The organism is Candidatus Binatia bacterium, from assembly GCA_036493895.1.
GTDB lineage: Bacteria > Desulfobacterota > Binatia > UBA1149 > CAITLU01 > DATNBU01.
Genome location: DASXOZ010000011.1, coordinates 46056 through 66748, shown reverse-complemented (window position 1 = coordinate 66748; position 20693 = coordinate 46056). Strand labels below are relative to the sequence as shown.

At 67.4% G+C, this 20693-nt stretch carries 11 protein-coding genes; 5 read left to right on the top strand and 6 right to left on the bottom strand.

What is annotated here, in order from left to right; translation table 11 throughout:
* Positions 1–121 precede the first annotated feature (121 nt).
* Positions 122–3214 (top strand): error-prone DNA polymerase, encoded by a 3093-nt coding sequence (locus tag VGK20_01825; protein ID HEY2772769.1) that lies wholly within the window; start codon positions 122–124, stop codon positions 3212–3214.
* Between the two features lie 93 nt (positions 3215–3307).
* Positions 3308–4039, top strand: coding sequence for a Crp/Fnr family transcriptional regulator (locus tag VGK20_01820; GenBank protein ID HEY2772768.1), 732 nt, complete (start codon positions 3308–3310; stop codon positions 4037–4039).
* Positions 4040–4049: 10 nt separating this feature from the next.
* On the opposite strand, the gene VGK20_01815 is transcribed toward VGK20_01820, so the two are convergent.
* Entirely contained in the window at positions 4050–5609 is a 1560-nt protein-coding gene (locus VGK20_01815; protein ID HEY2772767.1) for an aminotransferase class I/II-fold pyridoxal phosphate-dependent enzyme, read from the bottom strand.
* Between the two features lie 98 nt (positions 5610–5707).
* Here VGK20_01815 and VGK20_01810 point away from each other — a divergent pair, with 98 nt between their 5' ends.
* On the top strand, positions 5708–6469 hold the full coding sequence (locus VGK20_01810; GenBank protein ID HEY2772766.1) for an SDR family oxidoreductase: 762 nt from the start codon (positions 5708–5710) through the stop codon (positions 6467–6469).
* 70 nt (positions 6470–6539) lie between these two features.
* Here the strand turns inward: VGK20_01810 and VGK20_01805 are convergent, their stop codons facing one another.
* The 4 genes from VGK20_01805 to VGK20_01790 all read right to left on the bottom strand — a co-directional run bounded on the left by VGK20_01805 (position 6540) and on the right by VGK20_01790 (position 16262).
* On the bottom strand, positions 6540–10943 hold the full coding sequence (locus VGK20_01805; GenBank protein HEY2772765.1) for a translocation/assembly module TamB domain-containing protein: 4404 nt from the start codon (positions 10941–10943) through the stop codon (positions 6540–6542).
* Positions 10944–10951: 8 nt separating this feature from the next.
* The gene (locus VGK20_01800) at positions 10952–12808 is read right to left on the bottom strand and encodes an autotransporter assembly complex family protein (GenBank protein HEY2772764.1); all 1857 of its coding nucleotides are present in this window, start codon (positions 12806–12808) and stop codon (positions 10952–10954) included.
* Between the two features lie 77 nt (positions 12809–12885).
* Positions 12886–14511, bottom strand: a complete 1626-nt coding sequence (locus VGK20_01795; GenBank protein HEY2772763.1) for an acyl-CoA synthetase — start codon at positions 14509–14511, stop codon at positions 12886–12888.
* 131 nt (positions 14512–14642) lie between these two features.
* Positions 14643–16262: a glycosyltransferase family 39 protein gene (locus tag VGK20_01790; GenBank protein ID HEY2772762.1), complete on the bottom strand. Its 1620-nt coding sequence runs from the start codon at positions 16260–16262 to the stop codon at positions 14643–14645.
* A gap of 189 nt (positions 16263–16451) precedes the next feature.
* Here VGK20_01790 and VGK20_01785 point away from each other — a divergent pair, with 189 nt between their 5' ends.
* On the top strand, positions 16452–18038 hold the full coding sequence (locus tag VGK20_01785; protein HEY2772761.1) for an MBL fold metallo-hydrolase: 1587 nt from the start codon (positions 16452–16454) through the stop codon (positions 18036–18038).
* Positions 18039–18114: 76 nt separating this feature from the next.
* Here VGK20_01785 and VGK20_01780 read toward each other — a convergent pair whose 3' ends face one another.
* Complete coding sequence (locus VGK20_01780; GenBank protein ID HEY2772760.1) at positions 18115–18894, bottom strand: hypothetical protein; 780 nt, start codon at positions 18892–18894, stop codon at positions 18115–18117.
* 224 nt (positions 18895–19118) lie between these two features.
* On the opposite strand from VGK20_01780, the gene VGK20_01775 reads away from it, so the two are divergent.
* A complete protein-coding gene (locus VGK20_01775) occupies positions 19119–20669 on the top strand; it encodes a glucan biosynthesis protein (protein HEY2772759.1) in 1551 nt (516 codons plus the stop codon).
* Positions 20670–20693 lie beyond the last annotated feature (24 nt).

Genomic DNA, 20693 nt, shown 5'->3' with positions numbered 1-20693 from the left:
CCGGACTGTCCGCCGGCTCGAGCCCACCCCATTTTTGAATGATGACGGGGCACCGGGCACCAGAAGCCTTGCCGTAGTTTCGCCCCTTGTTCGCCCTATCGCCCTCTGCTAGAGCGGCCGGGTGCTTCCCCACGCCGCCCTGTGGTGCAAGAGCAACGCCTCGTTCCTGCGAGGTGCCAGCCATCCCGAGGAGCTCGTCGACAAGGCCGCCGAGCTCGGGCTGGCCGCGCTCGCCCTTACCGATGTCGACGGCGTCTACGGCATCGTGCGTGCCCACCAGCGCGCGCGCGAAGTCGGCGTCCACCTGATCGTCGGGTCGGAGATCACGATCGAAGACGGCACGCGCATCGTGCTGCTCGCCTGCGACCGCGACGGCTACCGCAACCTGTGCCGCCTCGTCACCAAGGGACGCCTGCGCTGCGAGAAAGGCGACTCGTGGAACACCTGGCGCGAGGTGTGCGAGCATGCCGGCGGCCAGGTCGCGTTGTGGGGAGGAGACCAGAGCCTGATCGCCAGCCGCATCGATCCTCACCTGGTGGCGCGCGATCTCGTCGATGCGTTCGGCGATCGCCTCTATGCGATGGTCGCGCGCCATCGCCGCGCCGAAGAGCCGCGCCAGGAAGCGCGCCTTCGCGAGCGCGCCGCGCGTTACGCTCTTCCCGTCGTCGCCGCGCGCGAGGTGCTCTACCACGTGCGCGCACGCCGGCCGCTGCACGACGTGCTCGTCTGCATCCGCGAAGGCTGCACGGTGGCAACGGCCGGGCGTCGCATCCAGGCCAACGCCGAGCACGCGCTGGAGACGCCGTACGCGATGGCGAGCCTTTTTGCCGATGATCCGGCAGCGCTGGAGCGCACCCGCGAAGTCGCTTCGCGCTGCCGTTTTTCCCTCGACCAGGTCCGCTATCGCTATCCCGGCGAGCGCCTTCCCGACGGCACCACGGAAAAGGAACACTTGCGCAACCTCGCGCTGGCCGGCGCCGCGCGCCGCTACGGAGGCCAGGTGCCGGACGACGTCGCGCGGCAGCTCGGTCGCGAGCTCGAGCTGATCGGCGAGCTCGACTACGGCGGTTATTTCCTGACGATGCACGAGATCGTCGAGTTCTGCCGCAGCCGCGGCATCCTGTGCCAGGGCCGCGGCTCGGCGGCCAACTCGGCCGTCTGCTACTGCCTCGGCATCACCGCGATCGATCCGGTGCGCATGGATTTCCTCTTCGAGCGCTTCCTTTCCAGGGAGCGCGCCGAGCCTCCCGACATCGATCTCGACATCATGCACGAGCGCCGCGAGGAAGTGATTCAGCACGTCTACGAAAAGTACGGGCGCAGCCATGCGGCGATGGTGGCCAACGTCGTGCGCTACCGGCCGCGCTCGGCAGTGCGCGACGTCGGAAAAGCACTCGGCATTCCCGCGACGACGGTCGATCGCCTCGCGCGCCTGCTGTCGCATTACGGCGACGTCAGCCCCGACCCGCTCCGCGCCGCCGGCCTCGATCCCGACCAGGGCACCGGCGCCCACCTGCTCGCGCTTTCCAACGAGATCCTCGATTTCCCGCGCCACCTTTCCATTCATCCCGGCGGTTTTCTTCTCGGTCACGAGCCGGTGAGCGACCTCGTGCCGATCGAGAACGCGACGATGCAGGAGCGCACCGTGATCCAGTGGGACAAGGACGACATCGAGGCGATCGGCCTGTTCAAGGTCGACTTGCTCGGGCTCGGTGCGCTGACGATGCTCGATCTTGCGATGAAGGAGCTCGGCCGCTGCCGCGGCATCCATCTTTCGATGGCGACGATCCCGGCCGAAGACGAGGCGACTTACGAAATGATGTGCCGTGCGAAGACGGTCGGCGTCTTCCAGGTCGAAAGCCGTGCGCAGATGGCGATGCTGCCGCGCCTGAGACCGCGCACGTTCTACGACCTCGTCGTGCAGGTCAGCATCGTGCGCCCCGGCCCGATCACCGGCGGCATGGTGCATCCTTACCTGAAGCGCCGAAGCGGCGAAGAAGAAATCGAGTATCCCCACGAGTGCCTCGAGCCGGTGCTCAGGAAGACGCTCGGCGTGCCGCTGTTCCAGGAGCAGGTGATGCGCCTTGCGATGGTGGCGGCCGACTACACTCCCGGCGAATCCGACCAGCTGCGGCGCGACATGGCCGCGTGGCGCCGCACCGGCCGCATCGAGAAGCACCGCGAAAGGCTGACCGCCCGCATGATGGCCAAGGGAATTCGCCGCGAGTTCGCCGAGCGCGTGTTCGAGCAGATCCGCGGCTTCGGCGAGTACGGCTTTCCCGAAAGCCACGCCGCCAGTTTTGCGCTGATCGCTTACGCGACGGCTTGGCTGCGCTGCCACTGGCCCGTCGAGTTCACGTGCGCGCTGCTCAATGCCCAGCCGATGGGGTTTTATTCGGTTTCGACCATCGTCGCCGATGCCCAGCGCAGCGGCGTCGAGGTGCTGCCGATCGACGTGCTCGCAAGCGACGTCGATTCGACGATGGAGCTGACGGCCGCCGACTTCGCGGTGAGGATGGGTCTGCGCTTCGTCAAGGGGCTGGCCAGGAAGGATGCCGAGGCAATCGTGAGCGCCAGGCAGGCGGAGGCGACCACGCCGTTCGCGTCGATCGACGATCTTGCACGCAAGAGCGGCATCGGCCGCGGCGCGCTCGAATCCCTCGCCGAGGCCGGCGCCCTCGAAAACCTCGAAAGCGACCGGCGCCGCGCGCTGTGGCAGGCCGGCGCCGCCGACGGCGACGATGCGGCGCTTTTGCTGGAGGACCGCTCCCCCCAGCCCGATTTTTCGCAGCTGACCCGCTTCGAGACGATCGCGTGGGACCACCTGCGCACGGCGCACAGCGTGCGCGGCTATCCGCTCGAGCCGCTCAGGCCGGAATTGCGCCGCCGCGGGCTTCCGACCGCTGTCGAGCTTTCGCGCGTGCCAGGGGGAAACCGGGTGCGCTACGCCGGCATCGTCATCTGTCGCCAGAGGCCGGGCACGGCCAAGGGCGTCGTCTTCATGACCCTCGAGGACGAAACCGGCTTCGTCAACGTGATCCTGTGGCAGAGCGTGTTCGACCGGTATCCGGTGCTCGCCCGTAGCGCTTCGTTCCTCGGCGTCGCCGGCACCCTGCAGTCCGACGGCGGCGTCGTGCACGTCGTCGCCCGCGAGCTGTGGGCACCCGATCTCGTGCGCAGGCCGGAGCCCTCCGCGAGCCGGGATTTTCACTGACCCACGGATCGATGCCTACCGGCCGGTGCGCATCGCATTGCCCCTCGGTTCGGCTTCTTTCCTAAGCCCGGCGCCTGCCGTATCTAGCTGCCGATGAGCGAGCCGTCGATTCGCGAGATCTGCACCCTGCTGCGTCAGTCGCTGCTTTTCCGCGGCCTCCAGGACGCCGAGGTGGCCCCGCTTGCCGACGCCGTGCGCGTCGTGCGCGCCAAGGCCGACACGGTGCTGCTGCACCGCGGGGCGCCGGGCGACACGATGCTGATCGTCGTCTCCGGACGCGTCAAGATCATTGCGACATCGCCGCGCAACACCGAGCTGCTGCTCAACATCGTCGAGCGCGGCCAGCTCTTCGGCGAGCTGTCGGTGCTCGACGGCCGCGAGCGATCGGCCGACGCGGTGGCGCTCACCAACGTGACGCTGCTCAGCCTCGACCGCCAGTCGGTGCTCGACTTCCTGCGCGTGCGCACCGACCTGTTGTTCCGCGTGCTGTCGGTCGTGTGCGGCAAGCTGCGCGCGACCAACGAGATGGCCGAGCGTTCGGCGTTCCTGTCGCCGGCCGCGCGCCTGTTCCGCTGCCTGCTCGATTTCGCGAAGGTCAACAGCGAGACCACCGGCGAAGGCCTTCGCGTGCTGCACCGCCTGCCCCAGCGCGAGCTGGCGGCGAGCATCTCGAGCTCGCGCGAGACGGTCAACAAGATCCTGCAACAGTGGAAGAAGGACGGCCTGGTCGAAACCGGCAGCGGCTACGTCTGGATCAAGAACGTCGCCAAGCTCGCGACCGAAGTCGGCGTGGCCGGCCAGGCCGACAGCCTCGGGCCGCCGTAACCCCGGGTCCTCAGGCCACCGCGGTGGCCTCGGTGCCCGCCGCCGCCTTGCGCGCGCGGTGGCCGGCGTGGCGTTGGCGGTACCCCTCGAGGAAGCGCGCGAAGCGCCCGATGGCCTCGGTGAGGTCGTCGGGGTTGGGCAGGAACACGACGCGAAGATGATCGTGGGACGGCCAGTTGAAGCCGGTGCCCTGCACCACGAGCACCTTTTCCTCCGACAGGAACTCGAGCACGAACTGCTCGTCGTCCTCGATCGGATAGATCTCCGGGTCCAGGCGCGGGAACAGGTACATCGCCGCCTGCGGTTTGACGCAGGTCACACCAGGGATGGCCGTCAGCATTTCCCACGCAAGGTCGCGCTGGCGCGTCAGGCGGCCGCCCGGAGCGACGAGATCGTCGATGCTCTGGTATCCTCCGAGCGCCGTCTGGATCGCGTGCTGCCCCGGGACGTTCGCGCAAAGACGCATCGACGCCAGGATGTCGAGGCCTTCGATGTAGTCGCGCGCCTGGCTCTTGTCGCCGGTGACGATGCACCAGCCCGAGCGGTAACCGCAGGCGCGCCAGTTCTTCGACAGGCCGCCGAAGGTGAGGCACAGCAGGTCACCGGTCAGCGTGGAGATCGCCGTGTGCCGCAGCCCGTCGAAGAGGACCTTGTCGTAGATCTCGTCGGCGTAGATGATCAGGCCGTGCTCGCGCGCGATCGCGACGAGCTCGCGCAGCACGCTGTCGGGGTAAAGCACGCCGGTCGGATTGTTGGGATTGATGACGACCAGCGCACGGGTGCGCGACGTGATCTTCGAGCGCAGGTCGGCAAGGTCGGGAATCCAGCCCTTGCTCTCGTCGCACAGGTAGTGGCGCGGCGTGCCTCCGGAGAGCGTGACCGCGGCGGTCCACAGCGGGTAGTCGGGTGCGGGGATCAGCACTTCGTCGCCGTTGTTCAGCAGCGCGTTCATCGTCATCGAGATCAGCTCGCTCACGCCGTTGCCGATGTAGATGTCTTCGATCGTCACTCCACGCACGCCCTTGGTCTGCGTGTAGTGCATGATCGCCTTGCGCGCCGCGAACAGCCCCTTCGAATCGCAGTAGCCCGACGCGTCGGGAAGGTTGTGGATGACGTCCTGGACGATCTCCTCGGGCGCGCGGAATCCGAATGCGGCCGGGTTGCCGATGTTCAGCTTGATGACGCGCTGGCCCTCGTCCTCCATCTGCTTGGCGCGGGCGAGCACCGGACCGCGGATGTCGTAACAGACGCTCCGCAGCTTGTCGGACTTGAGGACCGGTTGCATCGGGCCGCGACGACGGGAAGGAACTGCGCCTTGTTCTTGGGACACGTCTGCCTCCGCGCCGGGCACCGGCCCGGCCTCCTGCTGGTCGTCTCGGCCCGACGCGAGGTCGGCAAGAGCGCTGGCCGGGACGCGCAGCGTGCGGTTTCCGACTCGCACGGTGCGAAGCTGGCCGCGCTCGGCCAGGCGGTAGACGGATTTGAGGTGCAGGCCGGTGCGGGCGGCCACCTCTTTCATCGTCAGCAGCGCCTGGGATGAGACCGGGACTTCGTCTTTCTTTTCCGTCACAACGGCGATCCTAACAGATCACCAGTGGGAAGAAAGTAGAAAATTGGGGATATCAATGCTCCGGCAGCCAGGCTGCCGGCCGAAATGAGGGAAAAGTGATGAATCTGGACGGAAAAGCTGCAGTCATAACGGGCGGCGGGACCGGTGTCGGACGGGCGACGGCCCTGATGCTGGCCGGCCGGGGCTGCTCGGTCGCGGTCAACTACTCGAAGTCGAAGCAGGCCGCGGAGGAGACAGCCGCCGAAGCGCGCGCCCTCGGCGTCCGGGCAATCGCCGTCCAGGCCGACGTCGCCGCCGACGACGACTGCCGCCGCCTCGCTGCGACCGCCACGGCCGAGCTTGGTCGCATCGACGTACTGGTCGCCAATGCCGGCACCACCGAATTCATCGCGCACCACGAGCTCGACCGCCTGACGCCGCAAGTCTGGCAGCGCATCCTCGGCGTCAATCTCATCGGGCCTTTTCAATGCGCGCGCGCCGTGAAGGCGGCGATGGATTCGGCCGGCGGCGGCGCGATCGTCATGACCTCGAGCATCGCGGGCACCAACGGCGTCGGATCGTCGATCCCGTACTGCGCGTCCAAGGCCGCGCTCAACAACCTGACGCTGACGCTGGCACGCGCGCTCGGCCCTTCCATCCGCGTCAATGCCGTCGCACCGGGCTTCATCCGCGGGCGCTGGCTCCAGGAAGGCTACGGCGAGAGCTACGAGATGATCGAGCAGCTCGCCACGGCGCGTGCGGTGCTGAAGAAAGTGTGCGAGCCGGAAGACGTCGCCGCCGCAATCGTTGCGCTCGTCACCAACGACCTCATCACCGGACAGGTGCACATCATCGACGGAGGGCTGACGATCGGGCAGTGACGGCTGGCGACGGTGCGATGCAACGGAGGAAGGAGTTCTTCGAGCACGACGCCCGCGAGCCGGCACACGGCTAGTAGTCCCAACGCCAGGTGGCGCCCACTTCACCCTGGGCGTCCTGGCTGACGTCGCTTTCGATCGTGATGTGCTTGAGCACTTTCCATTCGAGGCTGAGCGCGCTCGTCTCCGGCGTCAGGCCCTGCTGCACGCGCAGGTAGACGTTGGAAGTCAGGTACTTGCTGGCCGTGAGCGCAGCAGCCCCGCTGCTTCCGGAGCTGGTCTTGCTCTCGGTCGAATCGATGCCGAGGCGATCCAGGCCGATCGAACGGCCGATGCCGCCGAGGAAATCGCCTCCCCCGCCGAGAGGGCTGCCGGTCAGCTCGGCGATCGAGCGGGCGAGCTGAATGCTCTGCATCGGCGTCAGGGTCGCGGCGCTCTGGCCGAACAGCACGCGCGAGAGGACTTCGTCGCGCGGAAGGGCCGGCTCGGAGCGAAGCTCGATCGTCGGCTTGGTTGCAGGCCCGGTGATGTCGGCGAACGCCGTGATGTCGTTGGCTTCTGCCTGCGCGGTGAGCGTCAGGTAGGGCACGTTGCCCTTGTCTCCATCGAAACGGAGCGTGCCGTTGGTGACGTCGAAGCGGCGTCCGAGCAGGCTGAGCTGCCCACGCACCGAGGTCACCGTGCCCTGCACTCGCGGATCGGCGGTATCGCCGCGCACGTGCACGTCGCTGCTCCACTCGGAATCCAGCCCGCGGCCGGTGAGGAAAATCCTGTTGTCGCCGGTGACATCGACGTCGAGCGCGAGACGCGAGCGGCGCGGTGCCGGCGCAAGCTCGGCAGCGTGTTCGAGCTGGGCAGCGACGTCGATCACGTCGATCTCGGGCACGTCGGCGACGAACTTCTGCGGGATTTCGATGCGCGCGTCATCGACGTGCACCGACCCCTTTACTTCGCCTTCCACCGCCGCATCGTGCTCCGCGCCGCGGGAAGCGCGGACCGAAATCGTCGCGTCGGCCTTGGCCGTCACCAGGTCGAGACGCGCGAGCATGGCATTCTTCGCATCGAGGTCGAAGCTTGCGTCGAAGGCCGGAAAACCCTGGAAGTCGATGCGCCCGTGCGCATCGATCCTGCCCTTCTCGCTGTCGGTCGCGGTGAGGCTGCGCAGCACCAGCGCGGTGCCGTCGCCTTCCAGCTCGGCATGCACGTCGCGCAGCACCAGTCCGGACTGGGAATGCTCCCAGCCGCCCCCGTCGAGCACCGCGCGGCCGGTCACGCGCGGAGCGGACACGTTGCCCGAAAGCTTGAGGTCGGCGTCGATATGCCCGGAAACCTGGTCTTCCCCGATCGGCAGCAGTGCCTCGGCCTGGGCGACGTCGCCTTTCCACCTGAGGTCCACGACCACCGCGCCGGCGGCCGCGGCCGAGCTGAGCGGCGCGTCCAGCGTCAGGTCGATGCTCGTGTCCTTGAGACCGAGCACGGATGCGGAGCCGGAAAGCCTTCCTTTGCCGAGAGTGCCGTTGGCGCTGACGTCGAGCGGTGCGCTCGCGTCGTCCTCGAGATCCGCACTGATGATGTGGTGTCCGTGCAGCGTCAGCGATCCGCTGCCGCCGATCAGGCTCGCACCGTCGAAGAGCACGCTGCCGTCCACCGACCCCTTGAGGTCGAGCGACGGCGCGACGAACGATACGACTTCCAGCGGAAGCGTGGTGGCATCGCCGTCGATGTGGACGCCGGACGGGCCTCGCGACGCATGCACCGTCACGTGGCCGCTGTCGCCGAGCGCGAGCGCCAACGACGAGAGGTCCCACTTCGCAGCGTCGCGCGAAGCCAGTCGCAGCGTCGCAGGCTGCGCCAGCGACACTCGAACCCCTGCCGCCGTGCCGTCAGCCCTGGTCAGCGTGACCTCCGGTGCATTGGAAGAAAGCAGGGTGCCGGCCAGATCGAGCAGGAGCTGGCCGTCGCGTCTCACATCGACGTGCGACGTGACGTTCCACAGCCGCCCGTCGCCGCGCAGCTCGGCGTTTGCATCGGCCAGCAGCAGCTCGCCGGACCGTACGTTACCAGCGTGAAGGCGCGCGACGCCTCCGGGCGTCGCGCCAAGCTCGAGACCGTCGGCTTCGACGTCGATGGTCCCGATGGCAACGATCGAAGATCCGACAGGAAGCTGTCCGCCGCGAATGCTTGCGCTGCCGCTGACGAGCGTCGTGTCGCCCGAGCGGCCGCCGGCGCGAGAGCCGAGCGTCAGGTCTGCACGCACGGCGCCCGAAAGCGCGATTCCGGTCATCGGTCGCCACGCGGCCAGGTCGGCGCTGGTGATCGTGACCTTGCCGGAGGCCGTGCGGTCCTCGAGATCGATGTCGAGCGATGCGCGGGCATCGGTCTGCGGTCCCTTGAGCACGACATCGCGAAGCACGAGCCGCTGCGGCGCCGGCATCGATGCAGCGGCGTCCAGGCTCGCATCGAGCTTGCCGTAGCTCGCGCGGGAGCGCACCGAGGCGTTCCATTTCGACGGCAGGCCATCGGCGGCCACGTCGGCCGTCACGCGGTCGAAGCGCGTGCCCTCCCACGAGAACCGATCGCCGGCAAGTTTTGCCGTCATCGAAAAGTCCGCGAGCGTGCCGCGGGCGCTCACGCTGCCTTCGAGGCGTCCGGCGATCGCAGCACGAGCGGGCTCGGCCAGGCGTGCGAGATTGTCGAGGCGAAAATTCCCGTCGGCAGTGAGATTTTCTCCGTCCGCATCGACGTCCCCCTTTGCGGCCGCGTGGATGCCGGTCGCATCGACCTCGAGATCACCGTGCCCGGGCTTGCCGGCAGCAGAGTGAAGCGATGCCTTGAACGTCGCTTCGGGTCCGATGAGCGCGTTCCATCCGGCTTCGGCGATCGCGACGCCGGATGCCTGGCCGGCAGCATCCACGTCGAGATCCTTCAGCGCCGATCGCGAATTCACCTCGAACGTCGCCTCGGCCTTTCCTGCAACATCCGTCTTCGCAAGCTGCGAGAGCGTCGCGAGCGACGACGCATGCAGTGCGAGCGAAGCCTTCATCGATTTCCAGTCATCGAAAAACGACAGCGGTCCGTCGACGACGACGTCCTTGCCTTCGGCGCGAAAACGCGGTGCATCGAGCACGCCGGCGGAAAGATCGATCGATCCAGATGCCTGGAGGCTGCCGTGCTCTCCGAACAGCGGCAACGGTCCGTCGCCGAGGCCGAGGGCATCGAACGTGGCCGCCAGATCGTAAGTCGGGACGCTGTCGCCCTTGACGTCCCTGGCGTGGAAATCGGCGTGGGCGCTCCTTGCATGCACGTCGGCACGCGACGGTGCGTCGACGTCGAGCGTGGCATCGAGGTAGCCGCCGTCGCCGAGCACACCGCTGCCGTCGATGCGTGCAGAAGCCGCCGAGAGCAGCGTGAGCACGACCGGGGCATCGTCCGAAGGGCGCGTCAGCGAGCCGGAAACGTGGAACTGCCTGGTCGCGAGATCGAGGCGGCCGCTGGCCGCAAGCTTGCGCCCATCGGCATCCAGCGTGGCCTCGTCGATCTTCACTTCGACCTGGGGTGCCCAGTCGCCCTTTGCATGGATCGCCAGCGGAGCGCCGGGCCCGACGAGGTATTTTTCTCGTTGGGCGGGCGCCGGATCGAACGTCCCGCGGGCCTCGAAAGGACCGTCCGCGGTGAATGCGAGCGACGTCGTCGCGTGGAGGTCGCCGATATTGGCCGCCGTGACGTCGGCCTTGCCTTTCCAGTCGCGCATCGGCCCCGAACCGCTCGCGTTCAACGTCACGGCGCCCGCGTCGCGCAGCCGCGCGAGCGCCGCGAGCGCACCGCCGGCTCCTTCCTCCGCGACAATGCTTCCCGACAATTGCAGCGGAGACCCGTGCGTCTCGAGATCGACGCGGGCGTGTCCGGTTGCGGAATCGACGTGGACGATATCGAGCACCACGCGCCCGTGATCCCATTCGCCGAGCACCCCGTGCCCTTCGGCGCGAACGTGGTCGTCGGCGCCGCCGAGGATGGCGCCGGAAAGCTCGAAGTCGTCCACGAGGATGTGGCCGACGAGAATCCGGATGAAGCGGTCCCAGTGGAACGGCGTCTCCGGCTCGTCGGGTCCGTCTCGAGGAAGCCTCGTCCAGAGCACGTGGCGCGCGTGCACGTCGTCGACGTTGACGCGCCATTTGACGCTGTCGAACGGATGAAAAAGGTCGAACGGGTTCCAGCTCGCCTCGCCGTCCTCGACCGTCAGCCACACGCCGTACGCATCGCCGACTTCGACCTTGTGCACGCGGAAGTGCCCCGGAATATCGTCTCCGGAAACTCCCTCGGCCGTAACGAAGAAGGAGCCCTTCTTCTGCGCCAGCGTCGTGATGATCGCATCGAGGCGGCTCGTCAGCCGGCCGGACGCGACCGCCCCGTACAAGGCCATGACGACAATGACGAGCACCGCGATGACGGCGACGAGCGACAGCAGGAGTCTTCGCATCGCGCGCATCAGAACGCCTGCCCCAGGCTGATGTAGATCTGGAAGATGTCGTCGGCCTTGCGAGCATTGACCGGAAAACCCACGTCCAGCCGGATCGGTCCCGCCACCGTAAAGTAGCGAAGTCCGAGCCCGGCCGCCCAGCGGAACGTCTTCTGGAAATCGGGATAACCGGCGTCGTAAACGCCTGCCCCCTCGACGAACGGCACGATGCCCAGGCGCTCGGTCGCCTTCCAGCGAAGCTCGGTGCCGGCCTGCAGCAGCGAGCGGCCTCCCGACGGCTTCCACTCGAGCTTCCCGCTGGAGGAGTCCGGAAAGATGTCGCCGACAAACTGGTACTGGTAGCCGCGCACCGAGTCGCCGCCGCCGGCGTACATGCGCTTGTCGGCAGGAATGTCGTTGCGCTCGGCGCCGACCACGGAGCCGAGCGTCAGGCGCGTGGCCCAGATCTCGCGGTGGCGCGAGTCGAGCGGTACGTAAAAACTTTCGGTCGCCCTCATCACCGCGATCTGCACGCGCGTGCCGAGCACGCTCGCAAACGGAGTCACGCTGAGCAGCGTGCGGTGGCCGTGGGAGGGATCCAGAAGATTGTCGGTCCCGTCGTAGCGAAGCCCGAGCGGGAGCCCGAACAGCGTGTAGTGCTTGGTGCCGCTGACGTTGGAGGGAACTTCCGGGGGACCGTCGATCAGGTCGGCTTCGCTGCGCACCGACGACTGCTCCAGCGAAAGGCCGCCCGTCACGGTCAGGTGCCGCGAGAACTGGCGCTCGAGCCCGGCCGACGTCGAAAGTGCGTAGCGATCGTACGCCGGCGGCTTGTCGTTTTCGGCTTTCGCATCGAGCAGCAGGCTCTGGTTGACGCTGTAGAAATCCGGCCGCCGATACGAGAGGCCGCCGGTGTAGATTTCCTGACTGACTTCCAGCTCGGCGCGCAGCCGGTCGGCAATTCCTGTGAGGTTGCGGTTCTCCCAGAACGCCTTGCCGCCGATCCCGTCGGCCGACGAGTACTTGAGCCCCGCACCCACGGTGTGCGGTTTGCCTTCGGTCACGTGCACGTTGATCGGGGCGAGGCCGTCGGGGCCGACTTCACCGCGGCTTGCCGGGGTGATGCTGACGGCCGAGAATACGCCGCTGGCGAACAGGATCTTGCGCGACTCGTCGATCTTCGCCGGCGAATACGCTTCGCCGGCGTGAAACCGCAGCCTGTTGATCACGAACTGCTTGCTGACGTGCTGGGTTCCCGCGACGCGCGGCTCACCGAATCGAACGTGGGGACCGGCGTCGATGTGCACGACGACGTCCATCGTGCGCGACCTGCGATCGATCCTGGCCTCGTGCACCGGAGGCGCCGTGTACGGGAAACCATGCGCGGCGAGGCCGGCAACGAGCACCGTCTCGGCATTGAGCACCGACTCGGCAAGCGCCGGCGCGCCGGTCTTGACGGGGTCCAGGCTGTCGCCGGTCGCCAGCGATGCCGCCTCCGGCGGAAGACCCTCGATCTGGAAACGGGAGAACGTATACGCGCTGCCCGGCGTCACTTTCATCGTGACGACCGGCGGCCTGGCGGCCTGGTCGATCGACCATTCGACCTTGCCGTCATAGTAGCCTCGCGAGCGCAGCACGCGAAGGTAGAGGTCACGGTCCGACTGGGTCCGTCGCTTGAGGCCCTGCACCGTCGCCGGAGGCTGTCCCTTTTTCGCGAACAACGCCGAGACTTCCTCGATACGGTCGGTCACATCCGAATCGGCGCCGGTGATGCGAACGTCGTAGTTGTAACCGGGAGCTTTCGTGAGGCCGAGAGGCTGGAGAGTGCGCGAGATCGTCGCGCAACCGGTGGAAAGCATTGCCAGGGCCGCCACCACCAGTGGCACCGCGCGCAGCGGGCGCGCCGCCGCAGCAGGCGCGCAGGGTTCGGCAGAAGTGCGGCGAATGAGCCCCTCCAGGGCGGTCAGGTCCGCGCGGCGAGCTCGGTCGCGCGCGCGGTCACGCCCTTGTAGTCCATCTTTCCCGACGGAGACCGGCCGAGCGTGTCGACGATGAAAATGCGCTTGGGAATCTTGTACGCGGCAAGGTGTTCCCGCACGTGCTCGCGAAGCAACGCCTCGGCGCACTGCTGCCCGCCCCGGAGAACGACGAGGGAATGAATCGCCTGGCCCCACTGCGGGTCGGGCAGACCAATGGTTGCGGCGTCCTCGACGGCAGGGTGCCGCTTGAGCACTTCCTCGACTTCCTCGGGAAAAACCTTCTCACCGCCCGTGTTGATGCACGCCGAGCCGCGGCCGAGAAGCCTCAACGTGCCGTCGACCTCCACCGTCGCGAAATCTCCGGGGATCGAGTAGCGCACGCCGCCGATGGTGCGAAACGTCTTCGCGGTCTTCTCTTCGTCCTTGTAGTAGCCGACGGGGATCGGGCCGCTGCGTGCAACCATCCCCCTCTCGCCGCTTCCCGGCACCACGTCGCGCCCGTCGTCGGTGACGACGCGCACCCGGTCGCCCACCTTGAACGACGCCGTCTGCATCTCGATCCCCATTCCCATCACCGAGGCGCCAAGGCCGGTGGCTTCCGAGGAGCCGAGCGAGTCGAACAGGAGCATCGACGGATGGTGCTCGAGCAGGGCCTTCTTGTTTTCCAGCGACCACATGACGCCCGACGACACGATCAGGCGCAGGCTGTCCAGGTCGTATCGGTGCTCGTTCAATGCCTGCAGCATCGGGCGCGCGAACACGTCGCCGACGATGGAAATCGCCTCGACGCGGTGCTGCTCGACTGCCGACCACAGCGCGTGCGCATCGAGGCGGCGCGAGTCGGTGGTGACGACGCTGCCGCCGTTCAGCAGCGCGTTGATCGCAGTGAACAGTCCCGTGCCGTGCATCAGCGGGCAAGCCGGAAGAAGGCGCTGCCTTTGCATTCCGGCCGCGACGTTGGCGACGTGCTCGGCAAGGTTGGCCGGCCTCGGGCTGGTGCCGAGAGGATCGCCGCCGCCTCCGAGCGTGCGGAAGACATCCTCCTGCCTCCACATCACGCCCTTCGGCATGCCGGTCGTGCCACCGGTGTACAGCAGGATCAGGTCGTCGCCGCTGCGCTCGAGCTCCAGCGGCGCGGAAGGTCCCGAGACCACGGTCTCGTAGTCGAGCGCGCCGCTGCAGCGCGGCCCGCCGTCGTCGATGCGTACCAGCGTGTGAAGCAGCGGCAGTGCCTGCGCGAGCCGCGCCGCGTTTTCGCTGAACGTGCCCTCGAACAGCAGCGCCACCGCATCGCTGTTCTCGAGCAGGTAATGGAGCTCTTCGTCGCGGTAACGGTAATTGACGTTGACGGGAACCAGCCGGGCCTTGAGGCACGCGGCCACCGACTCCAGCCACTCGGGCCGGTTGTATGAATAGATCGCGACCTTGTCGTTCGGCCTGGCGCCGCGCTCGATCAGAAGCCGCGCCAGTGCGTTGGTCCTGCGGTCGAAGTCTTTCCACGAAACGACACGCGGCGGACGGCCGCTGCCGCTCCCAGCATGAATGAGCGCGCTTTCGTCACCCAGAACGGGGGCGATCGCGACGAGGATGTCTGCGATGTTCCAGCTCAATTCCTGCTCCCGCCTGACAAAGGGACTCGCGCGCGTCCCGCCCGAGAAAGCGACGCGCGCGTGCTGCCGCATCGGGGACCGCCTTCGTAGCACGCCGGCTCGGTTCCAAAAAATCGCGGCCTTGCAGGCGTTCAGGGCGATGCCGGGGTCACCGGGGTCGCAGGCGCCGCGAGCCACAGCGAGCCGCCGTCGTCGCTGCGGCGAACCAGCCGCCAGCGAGCGGCGCCGCCGGCAGCGTCGATGCTGAGCTCGAATCGGCGGCTGTCGGCCGCGGTCAGCCAAACGGCGGAAATCGGGGTGTAGCCGCGCTCGAGCTCGGCGAGCTGGGCGCCGTCTCCATAGAAACGCACCGACGGCCGGTCGGCCTGCCACGCGACGTACCAGGACTGGTCGGATGCAACGACGGCATCGGGAGCCACCGCCTCGGAAACCCAGCGATCCCATTGGCCGAGAGCGGGGTCGCGCCGCGCGACGGTCGACGCGAACCCGTGGCTGATCCACCACAGCGGGGCAAGGCTGCATGCCACCGCGAGAACGGCCGGGCCGGCGCGCCCGAAGCGGCGCGCAAGGATCGCAAGCTGCACGACGACCAGGAGGACGACCAGCGGCGCGAACGGCTCGTAGTAACGATCCAGGAAATTACCCACGACGAGCGGGGCGAACGCGACGAAGCTCAGCAGCAGTGTCGCCCACGTCAGCGTTCGCAGCACGCGCGCGCGCGGCGGCAGCGATACTGCAACCGACGCGACGACGAACGCCGGGAGCAACGGCCCGAAATCGGGGCCGAAAAAATCGCTCCAGTGGCCGGCCAGAGGCCGCGGATCCAGGCGCGCGACGACGTCCGCTGCGTGGGAACGAATCACCTGTCCCGCATCGATCAGTGTAAACTCGTAGAAAACGTCTTTGCCGAGCAGCGCCCACCCGACGTTGCGATCCATCGTCAGCGAAAGCGTCGGCGTTCCGAAACTCCATGCGTTGCGAAGCAGCCACGGCGAGGCGACGGCCACGCAGGCCGCACACAAGACGGCCGCGATGCGCGCTCGGGCGCGAAGCTCCCCGAGCCCGCGTGCGCCGAGGATCAGCGCGACGGCGGGGATGATGAGCAGAACGAGATTCGAGCGCTGCAGGAAGCAGAGGCCGATCAACGCCCCCGCAACGGCGGCATTCCTCGCAGCGCCCTTCGCTGCGCGATCATCGGGAACGACGCAAGCGACGGCCGCTGCGGCGGCGAGCACGAGCAATCCCGCGCCGGTTTCGCTGAGGCCGCTCAGTGCGTAGCCGAGCATCGTCGGGCTGAAGGCGACGAGGACCGCCGCCGACCACCCCGCCGCAAGACCGGCCAGGCGGGCGCCGAGCACGAAGCACAACGCGACGGTCGCGCAGTGGAACAGCGCGTCGGGCAGCACCGCGGCAAAATCGCTGACGCCGAACACCGAGAAGGACGCAGCGCGAACGAGCGCAGGAAGAACGAAGCGGGTGACGTTGGGCCAGGGTGCCGTCGTGGCCAGCGCGTGGGCGCGCAGCCACGCCAGCACATACGGAAAGGACTGGCCCGTCGTCATGCTGCCGTCACGCAGGATGCGGCGCCCGAGCTGCGCGTAATCGCAGGCGTCGGGGTACCACAGCGACGTGAAGCGCAGGTGCCACGCCGCCGTCCAGGCGACTGCGGCGGCGATCGCCAGTGCGCAGGCACCCGCGGCGAGGATGCGGCGGGAGGCGGGGCTGTCCGCAGAGGCGCTCCGGGACGGCACGCGCGCATATGTACGCGCCGCGCTGCGCCGAAAAAAGCCACAAATCGCCCAAATCGAAGATGGATGCCGGGTTACGCGCCGCGGCACTGCGCCGAATGCGCGCCGGTGCCGATTTTCGTCCGCTCGCCGTAGCAATTAAAGGTACTGGTGCGGCGTCGCGGGGACGGCGCTTCGGGGGAAACGATCCGGATGACGAGCATCGAATTCATCGGACACAGCGGCCTGGCTCTTCGCCACGGCGGCAAGCTGCTGGTCTGCGACCCGTGGATGTCGCGCAAGGGATCCTACAACGCGAGCTGGTTCCAGTACCCGCAGTACGAGGGCAATCTGGAAGCGCTGTCGTCGCCGGACGTGCTCTACATTTCCCACGAGCATCCCGACCACTACGACCCCGAGTTCCTCGGGCGCATCGATCGCAGCGTGCCGGTGCTGACGGGACGCGCGCACAAGAAGCGCCTCGTCTCGCGCCTGCGGCGTCTCGGCTTTCGTACCATCGTCGAGCTGGACAACTTCGAGCCATTCGAGGTCGCGCCGGGGTTCACCGTCAAGATCTCGACGCCGACTTTCCACTGCCCTCCGCACTGGTTCGACTCCTGCGCACTGATCGAGGTGGACGGCCACAAGATCTTCAACCTGAACGACTGCAACCTCGCGCTGCCGGTGGCCGACATCCGCGCCGAGGGAATCGACGTGCTGTTCGCGCAGGCCACGCCGGCCATCTGGTATCCGCTCGTCTACACGACGTACGACGAAGCGACCAAGCGACTTCTCGCCGCCCAGCGCCGCGAATCGGCGATCGCGTCGTTCGTAACCGCGGCAAAGGCCCTGCAGCCGCGACTGGCGATTCCGTTCGCGGGACCGCCCTGCTTCTTCGATCCGGAGCTGGCTCCGTTTTTCTTCGGCGAAGCCAGCATGTTCCCGACGCCGCCGGTGGCGGCCGGGCGCCTTGCGGGCGAGTCGACGATCCCGGGCATGGTGATGAATCCCGGCGACCGGCTGAATATCGGCGCGCGCGGCACCGCCGGCGAGTTCCGTCTGGAACGCGACCCCGCGTACGAAGGATTCGACTACGAACGCGACCGCGGCGCGTACTACGCGCGCCACCGCGCCGAAAAAGAGCGCGTCGTCGCCGACGTGCTCGCCGCGATCACGCCGGCTTCGCCGGGCCTGTTCGAGCGCTTTCGCCGGCATTTCCTGCCGTTTCTCAAGGGTCATCCGTATTTCGTCGAGCACATCGGCATCCGCGTGCTGTTTCGCGTGACCGGGGCGCACGGCGGCGACTGGGTCGTCGACTTCCGCCCCGAGCCGAAAGCGGAGCTGGTCTACGCCTGGGACGGCGAGCCTTGCCAGTACGAGTTCGAAATGACCTCGACGCTGATCGACCAGGTGATGCGCGAGGAGCTCGGCTGGGAGGACGCGTTCCTGTCGCTTCGCTTCAAGGCGCACCGCGATCCCGACCGCTACAACCAGCACCTGTTCACGCTGTTCAAAATGTCCGACTCCAGGGCCCTTGCCGCGATCCAGAAAGTCGAGACCGCCGACCGCGCGCACGACACGTTCGTGCTCGAGCACGAAGGGCGCCGCTACGAAGTGCAGCGCTGGTGCCCGCACGGAGGCTCGGATCTTTCGGAGGCCGAAGTCGAAGGCGGGCAGATCGTCTGCCCGGGCCACCACTGGCGTTTCTCGCTCGGCGACGGCGTGTGCACCAACGCTGCCGGCCGCATCAGCGTGCGGGAGATCGAGGAGGACGACGCGCCGAAGCGGGCGAAAGCCTGAACGCGCGCAGTCCGCAACAGGTACACGTTACGGTCCCGCCATCACGGCGTCCTGCGGGGCTGTCCCGCATTTCGATTCAGGTCAGGCGCTCGCGGTGGCGCCACAGCAGCAGCGCTGCGCCGTTGGACACCCCCACGGCGCTGAACAGATAGGGGACGATGAACGAAAGCGGCAGCTCGGTTCCCGGCGGCTTTCGGAAATTCCACAGCACGAGATTCGCGATCACGTAGGCCGCGTACGCAGCGCCGAGCGTGAGCGCGAGGCGCTTTTCCTGCCAGATGCTCGCCGCGTAGGTGGCAAGGAGCGACGCGAACACGAGGGCAGCCACGGTATTGGCCATGCCGGTCTGCCTCTGGCCGAACAGCACGAACCCGACGTCCGCCGTGTACGCGAACGGCTTGATCGCATCCGACAGCGCCATCAACGCGAACAGCAGCGCAAAAGCGCGCAGCAGGATGCGACCGGGAGCGCTGTCGCGCGATGCGAAGCCGTCGCGGATCATCAGCGCGACCACGCCCCAGGATCCGGCCAGCGCGAGGACGGTGAAGACGATGCCGAAGATTTTCGCGTTTCCGGTGGGCGGCGCAGTCCTCATCGTGAACAGGTAGAGGTTGGCCGTCACATAGCACGCGTACGCGATGCCGAGAGGAAGGGCGGCTGCCCTTTCCCGCCACAGCGACACGGCGTAGGCGACGAGGAACGCCATGAACGTCCATGCCGCGATCAGGTTCGGTGGACCGGCCAGGCGCCGGCCGAGGAACACGAATCCGGTCTCGCCGTTCTCGAGGATCGGCTTGAGGAAGTTCGACACTGCCAGCAGCGCGAACAGCACCGCGAACACGCGAAGGAGTTTCATATCCGTCCCTTGTACCGCCGAGCGGCGCTGCGCGAAAGCGGCCGGATCCCGGCAGGCGCTACCTGTCGCAGCCGTCCTCTGTGGCTGCCGTCGCTTCGCCCGCTGCAGTCGCCGCAGTTGCGTTGCGCCTTTTTCCTTAAGAATATCGCCTTTCGCCCGGGGTCGCCGATGGCGGGTGCGGCAACGCCGCCACGACGGAATCCGGCAAGCCACGAGCACAGGACATGACCCGACCGACCTTGCACTTCCTGCGGGCCTTTTGCCCTTCCCGAGCGGCTGCGACCTGGTTTTTCGCTGCGGCGACGCTCCTGGCGGCACCCGCGGCGGCCCGCGCGTTCTCCCTCGACGACGTCACGACCAGGGCCCAGGCGCTCTCCAAAGAGGAGTACGTCGACCACCGTCACGAGGTGCCCAAGTGGATGCTCGTCGGCTCGATGACGTACGACCAGTGGCGCGACATCCGCTTCAATCCCGACAAGGCGCTGTGGAAAACCGATGGCCTTCCGTTCCAGGTCCAGATGTTTCATCCCGGCCTCTATTACGACCGGACGGTCGCGGTCAACGTGATCGACGACGGCGGCGTGCATCCCGTTCCCTTCGACATCCATTCGTTCGATTACGGCAAGAACGACTTCGCGGCGAAGATCCCGCCCGACATCGGATATGCGGGATTTCGCGTCCACTGCCAGCTTCGCTCGCAGGCCTACTTCGACGACCTCATCGTCTTCCTCGGCGCCACGTATTTCCGCGCCCTCGGCCGTGACAACGTCTACGGCCTTTCGGCACGCGGCATCGCGATCAACACCGTCGAGCCCGGCGGCGAGGAGTTCCCGCACTTCTCGGAGTTCTGGCTCGAGAAACCTGCTCCCGACGCAAAAAGCCTCGTGATCCTCGCACTGATGGAAGGACCGAGCATCGCCGGCTCCTACCGCTTCGAGATCACGCCCGGAGCCAGCACCGTCATCGACGTGACTTCCCACCTGTTCCCGCGCCGGCCGGTCGCCAAGCTCGGCATCGCGCCGCTCACCAGCATGTTCTTCTTCGGCGAGGACTCGCGCCGCCACTTCGACGACTTCCGTCCCGAGGTGCACGACTCGGACGGCCTGCTGCTGCACTTCGACAACGGCGAGTGGCTGTGGAGGCCCCTGGACAACCCGATGCGCATCAACGCGAGCAGCTCGCGGATGCACAATCCGCGCGGTTTCGGGCTGCTGCAGCGCGACCGCGCCTTTGCCGACTACCAGGACCTGGAGACGCACTCGGAACAGAGACCGAGCACGTGGGTGCAGCCGCACGGAGACTGGGGGGACGGGCGGGTCGAGCTCGACGAGATTCCGTCCGACAGCGAGTTGGTCGACAACATGGTCGCGTACTGGGTGCCCGACACCGCGGTGCAGCCCGGCCAGCAGCTCGATTTCGCGTATTCGGTTTCGTTCTACACCGACGATCCCGCCGTTCCGCCGGGCGGCCGCATCATCGCGACCCGCCAGGACAGCGGAGCCAAGGGCGACACGAAACGATTCGTGATCGATTTTGCCGGCGAAGACCTGAACGCGATTCCCGACGCCTCCCCGCCGACGGCGGTGATCACGACGCCGCCTCCCGAGGTCGCCGAGCTTCTCGACCACCACGTGCTGCGCAATCCCGACACCGGCGGATGGCGCCTCGCGTTCCAGATCAAGCCGAAGACCGACGCGCCGATCGAGCTGCGCGCGTTCCTGCGCGACGACAAGGGAGCGCTCACCGAAACGTGGTCGTGGGCGGTGGTGCACTGAGCACTTCTCGCTTGCGTGGCTTCC

Bases quoted from the DNA above. Each gene is read 5' to 3' on its own strand.
- VGK20_01775 (HEY2772759.1), top strand. From the start codon at position 19,119: ATGACCCGACCGACCTTGCACTTCCTGCGGGCCTTTTGCCCTTCCCGA.
- VGK20_01780 (HEY2772760.1), bottom strand. From the start codon at position 18,894: ATGAAACTCCTTCGCGTGTTCGCGGTGCTGTTCGCGCTGCTGGCAGTG.
- VGK20_01785 (HEY2772761.1), top strand. From the start codon at position 16,452: ATGACGAGCATCGAATTCATCGGACACAGCGGCCTGGCTCTTCGCCAC.
- VGK20_01805 (HEY2772765.1), bottom strand. From the start codon at position 10,943: ATGCGAAGACTCCTGCTGTCGCTCGTCGCCGTCATCGCGGTGCTCGTC.
- VGK20_01820 (HEY2772768.1), top strand. From the start codon at position 3,308: ATGAGCGAGCCGTCGATTCGCGAGATCTGCACCCTGCTGCGTCAGTCG.
- VGK20_01810 (HEY2772766.1), top strand. From the start codon at position 5,708: ATGAATCTGGACGGAAAAGCTGCAGTCATAACGGGCGGCGGGACCGGT.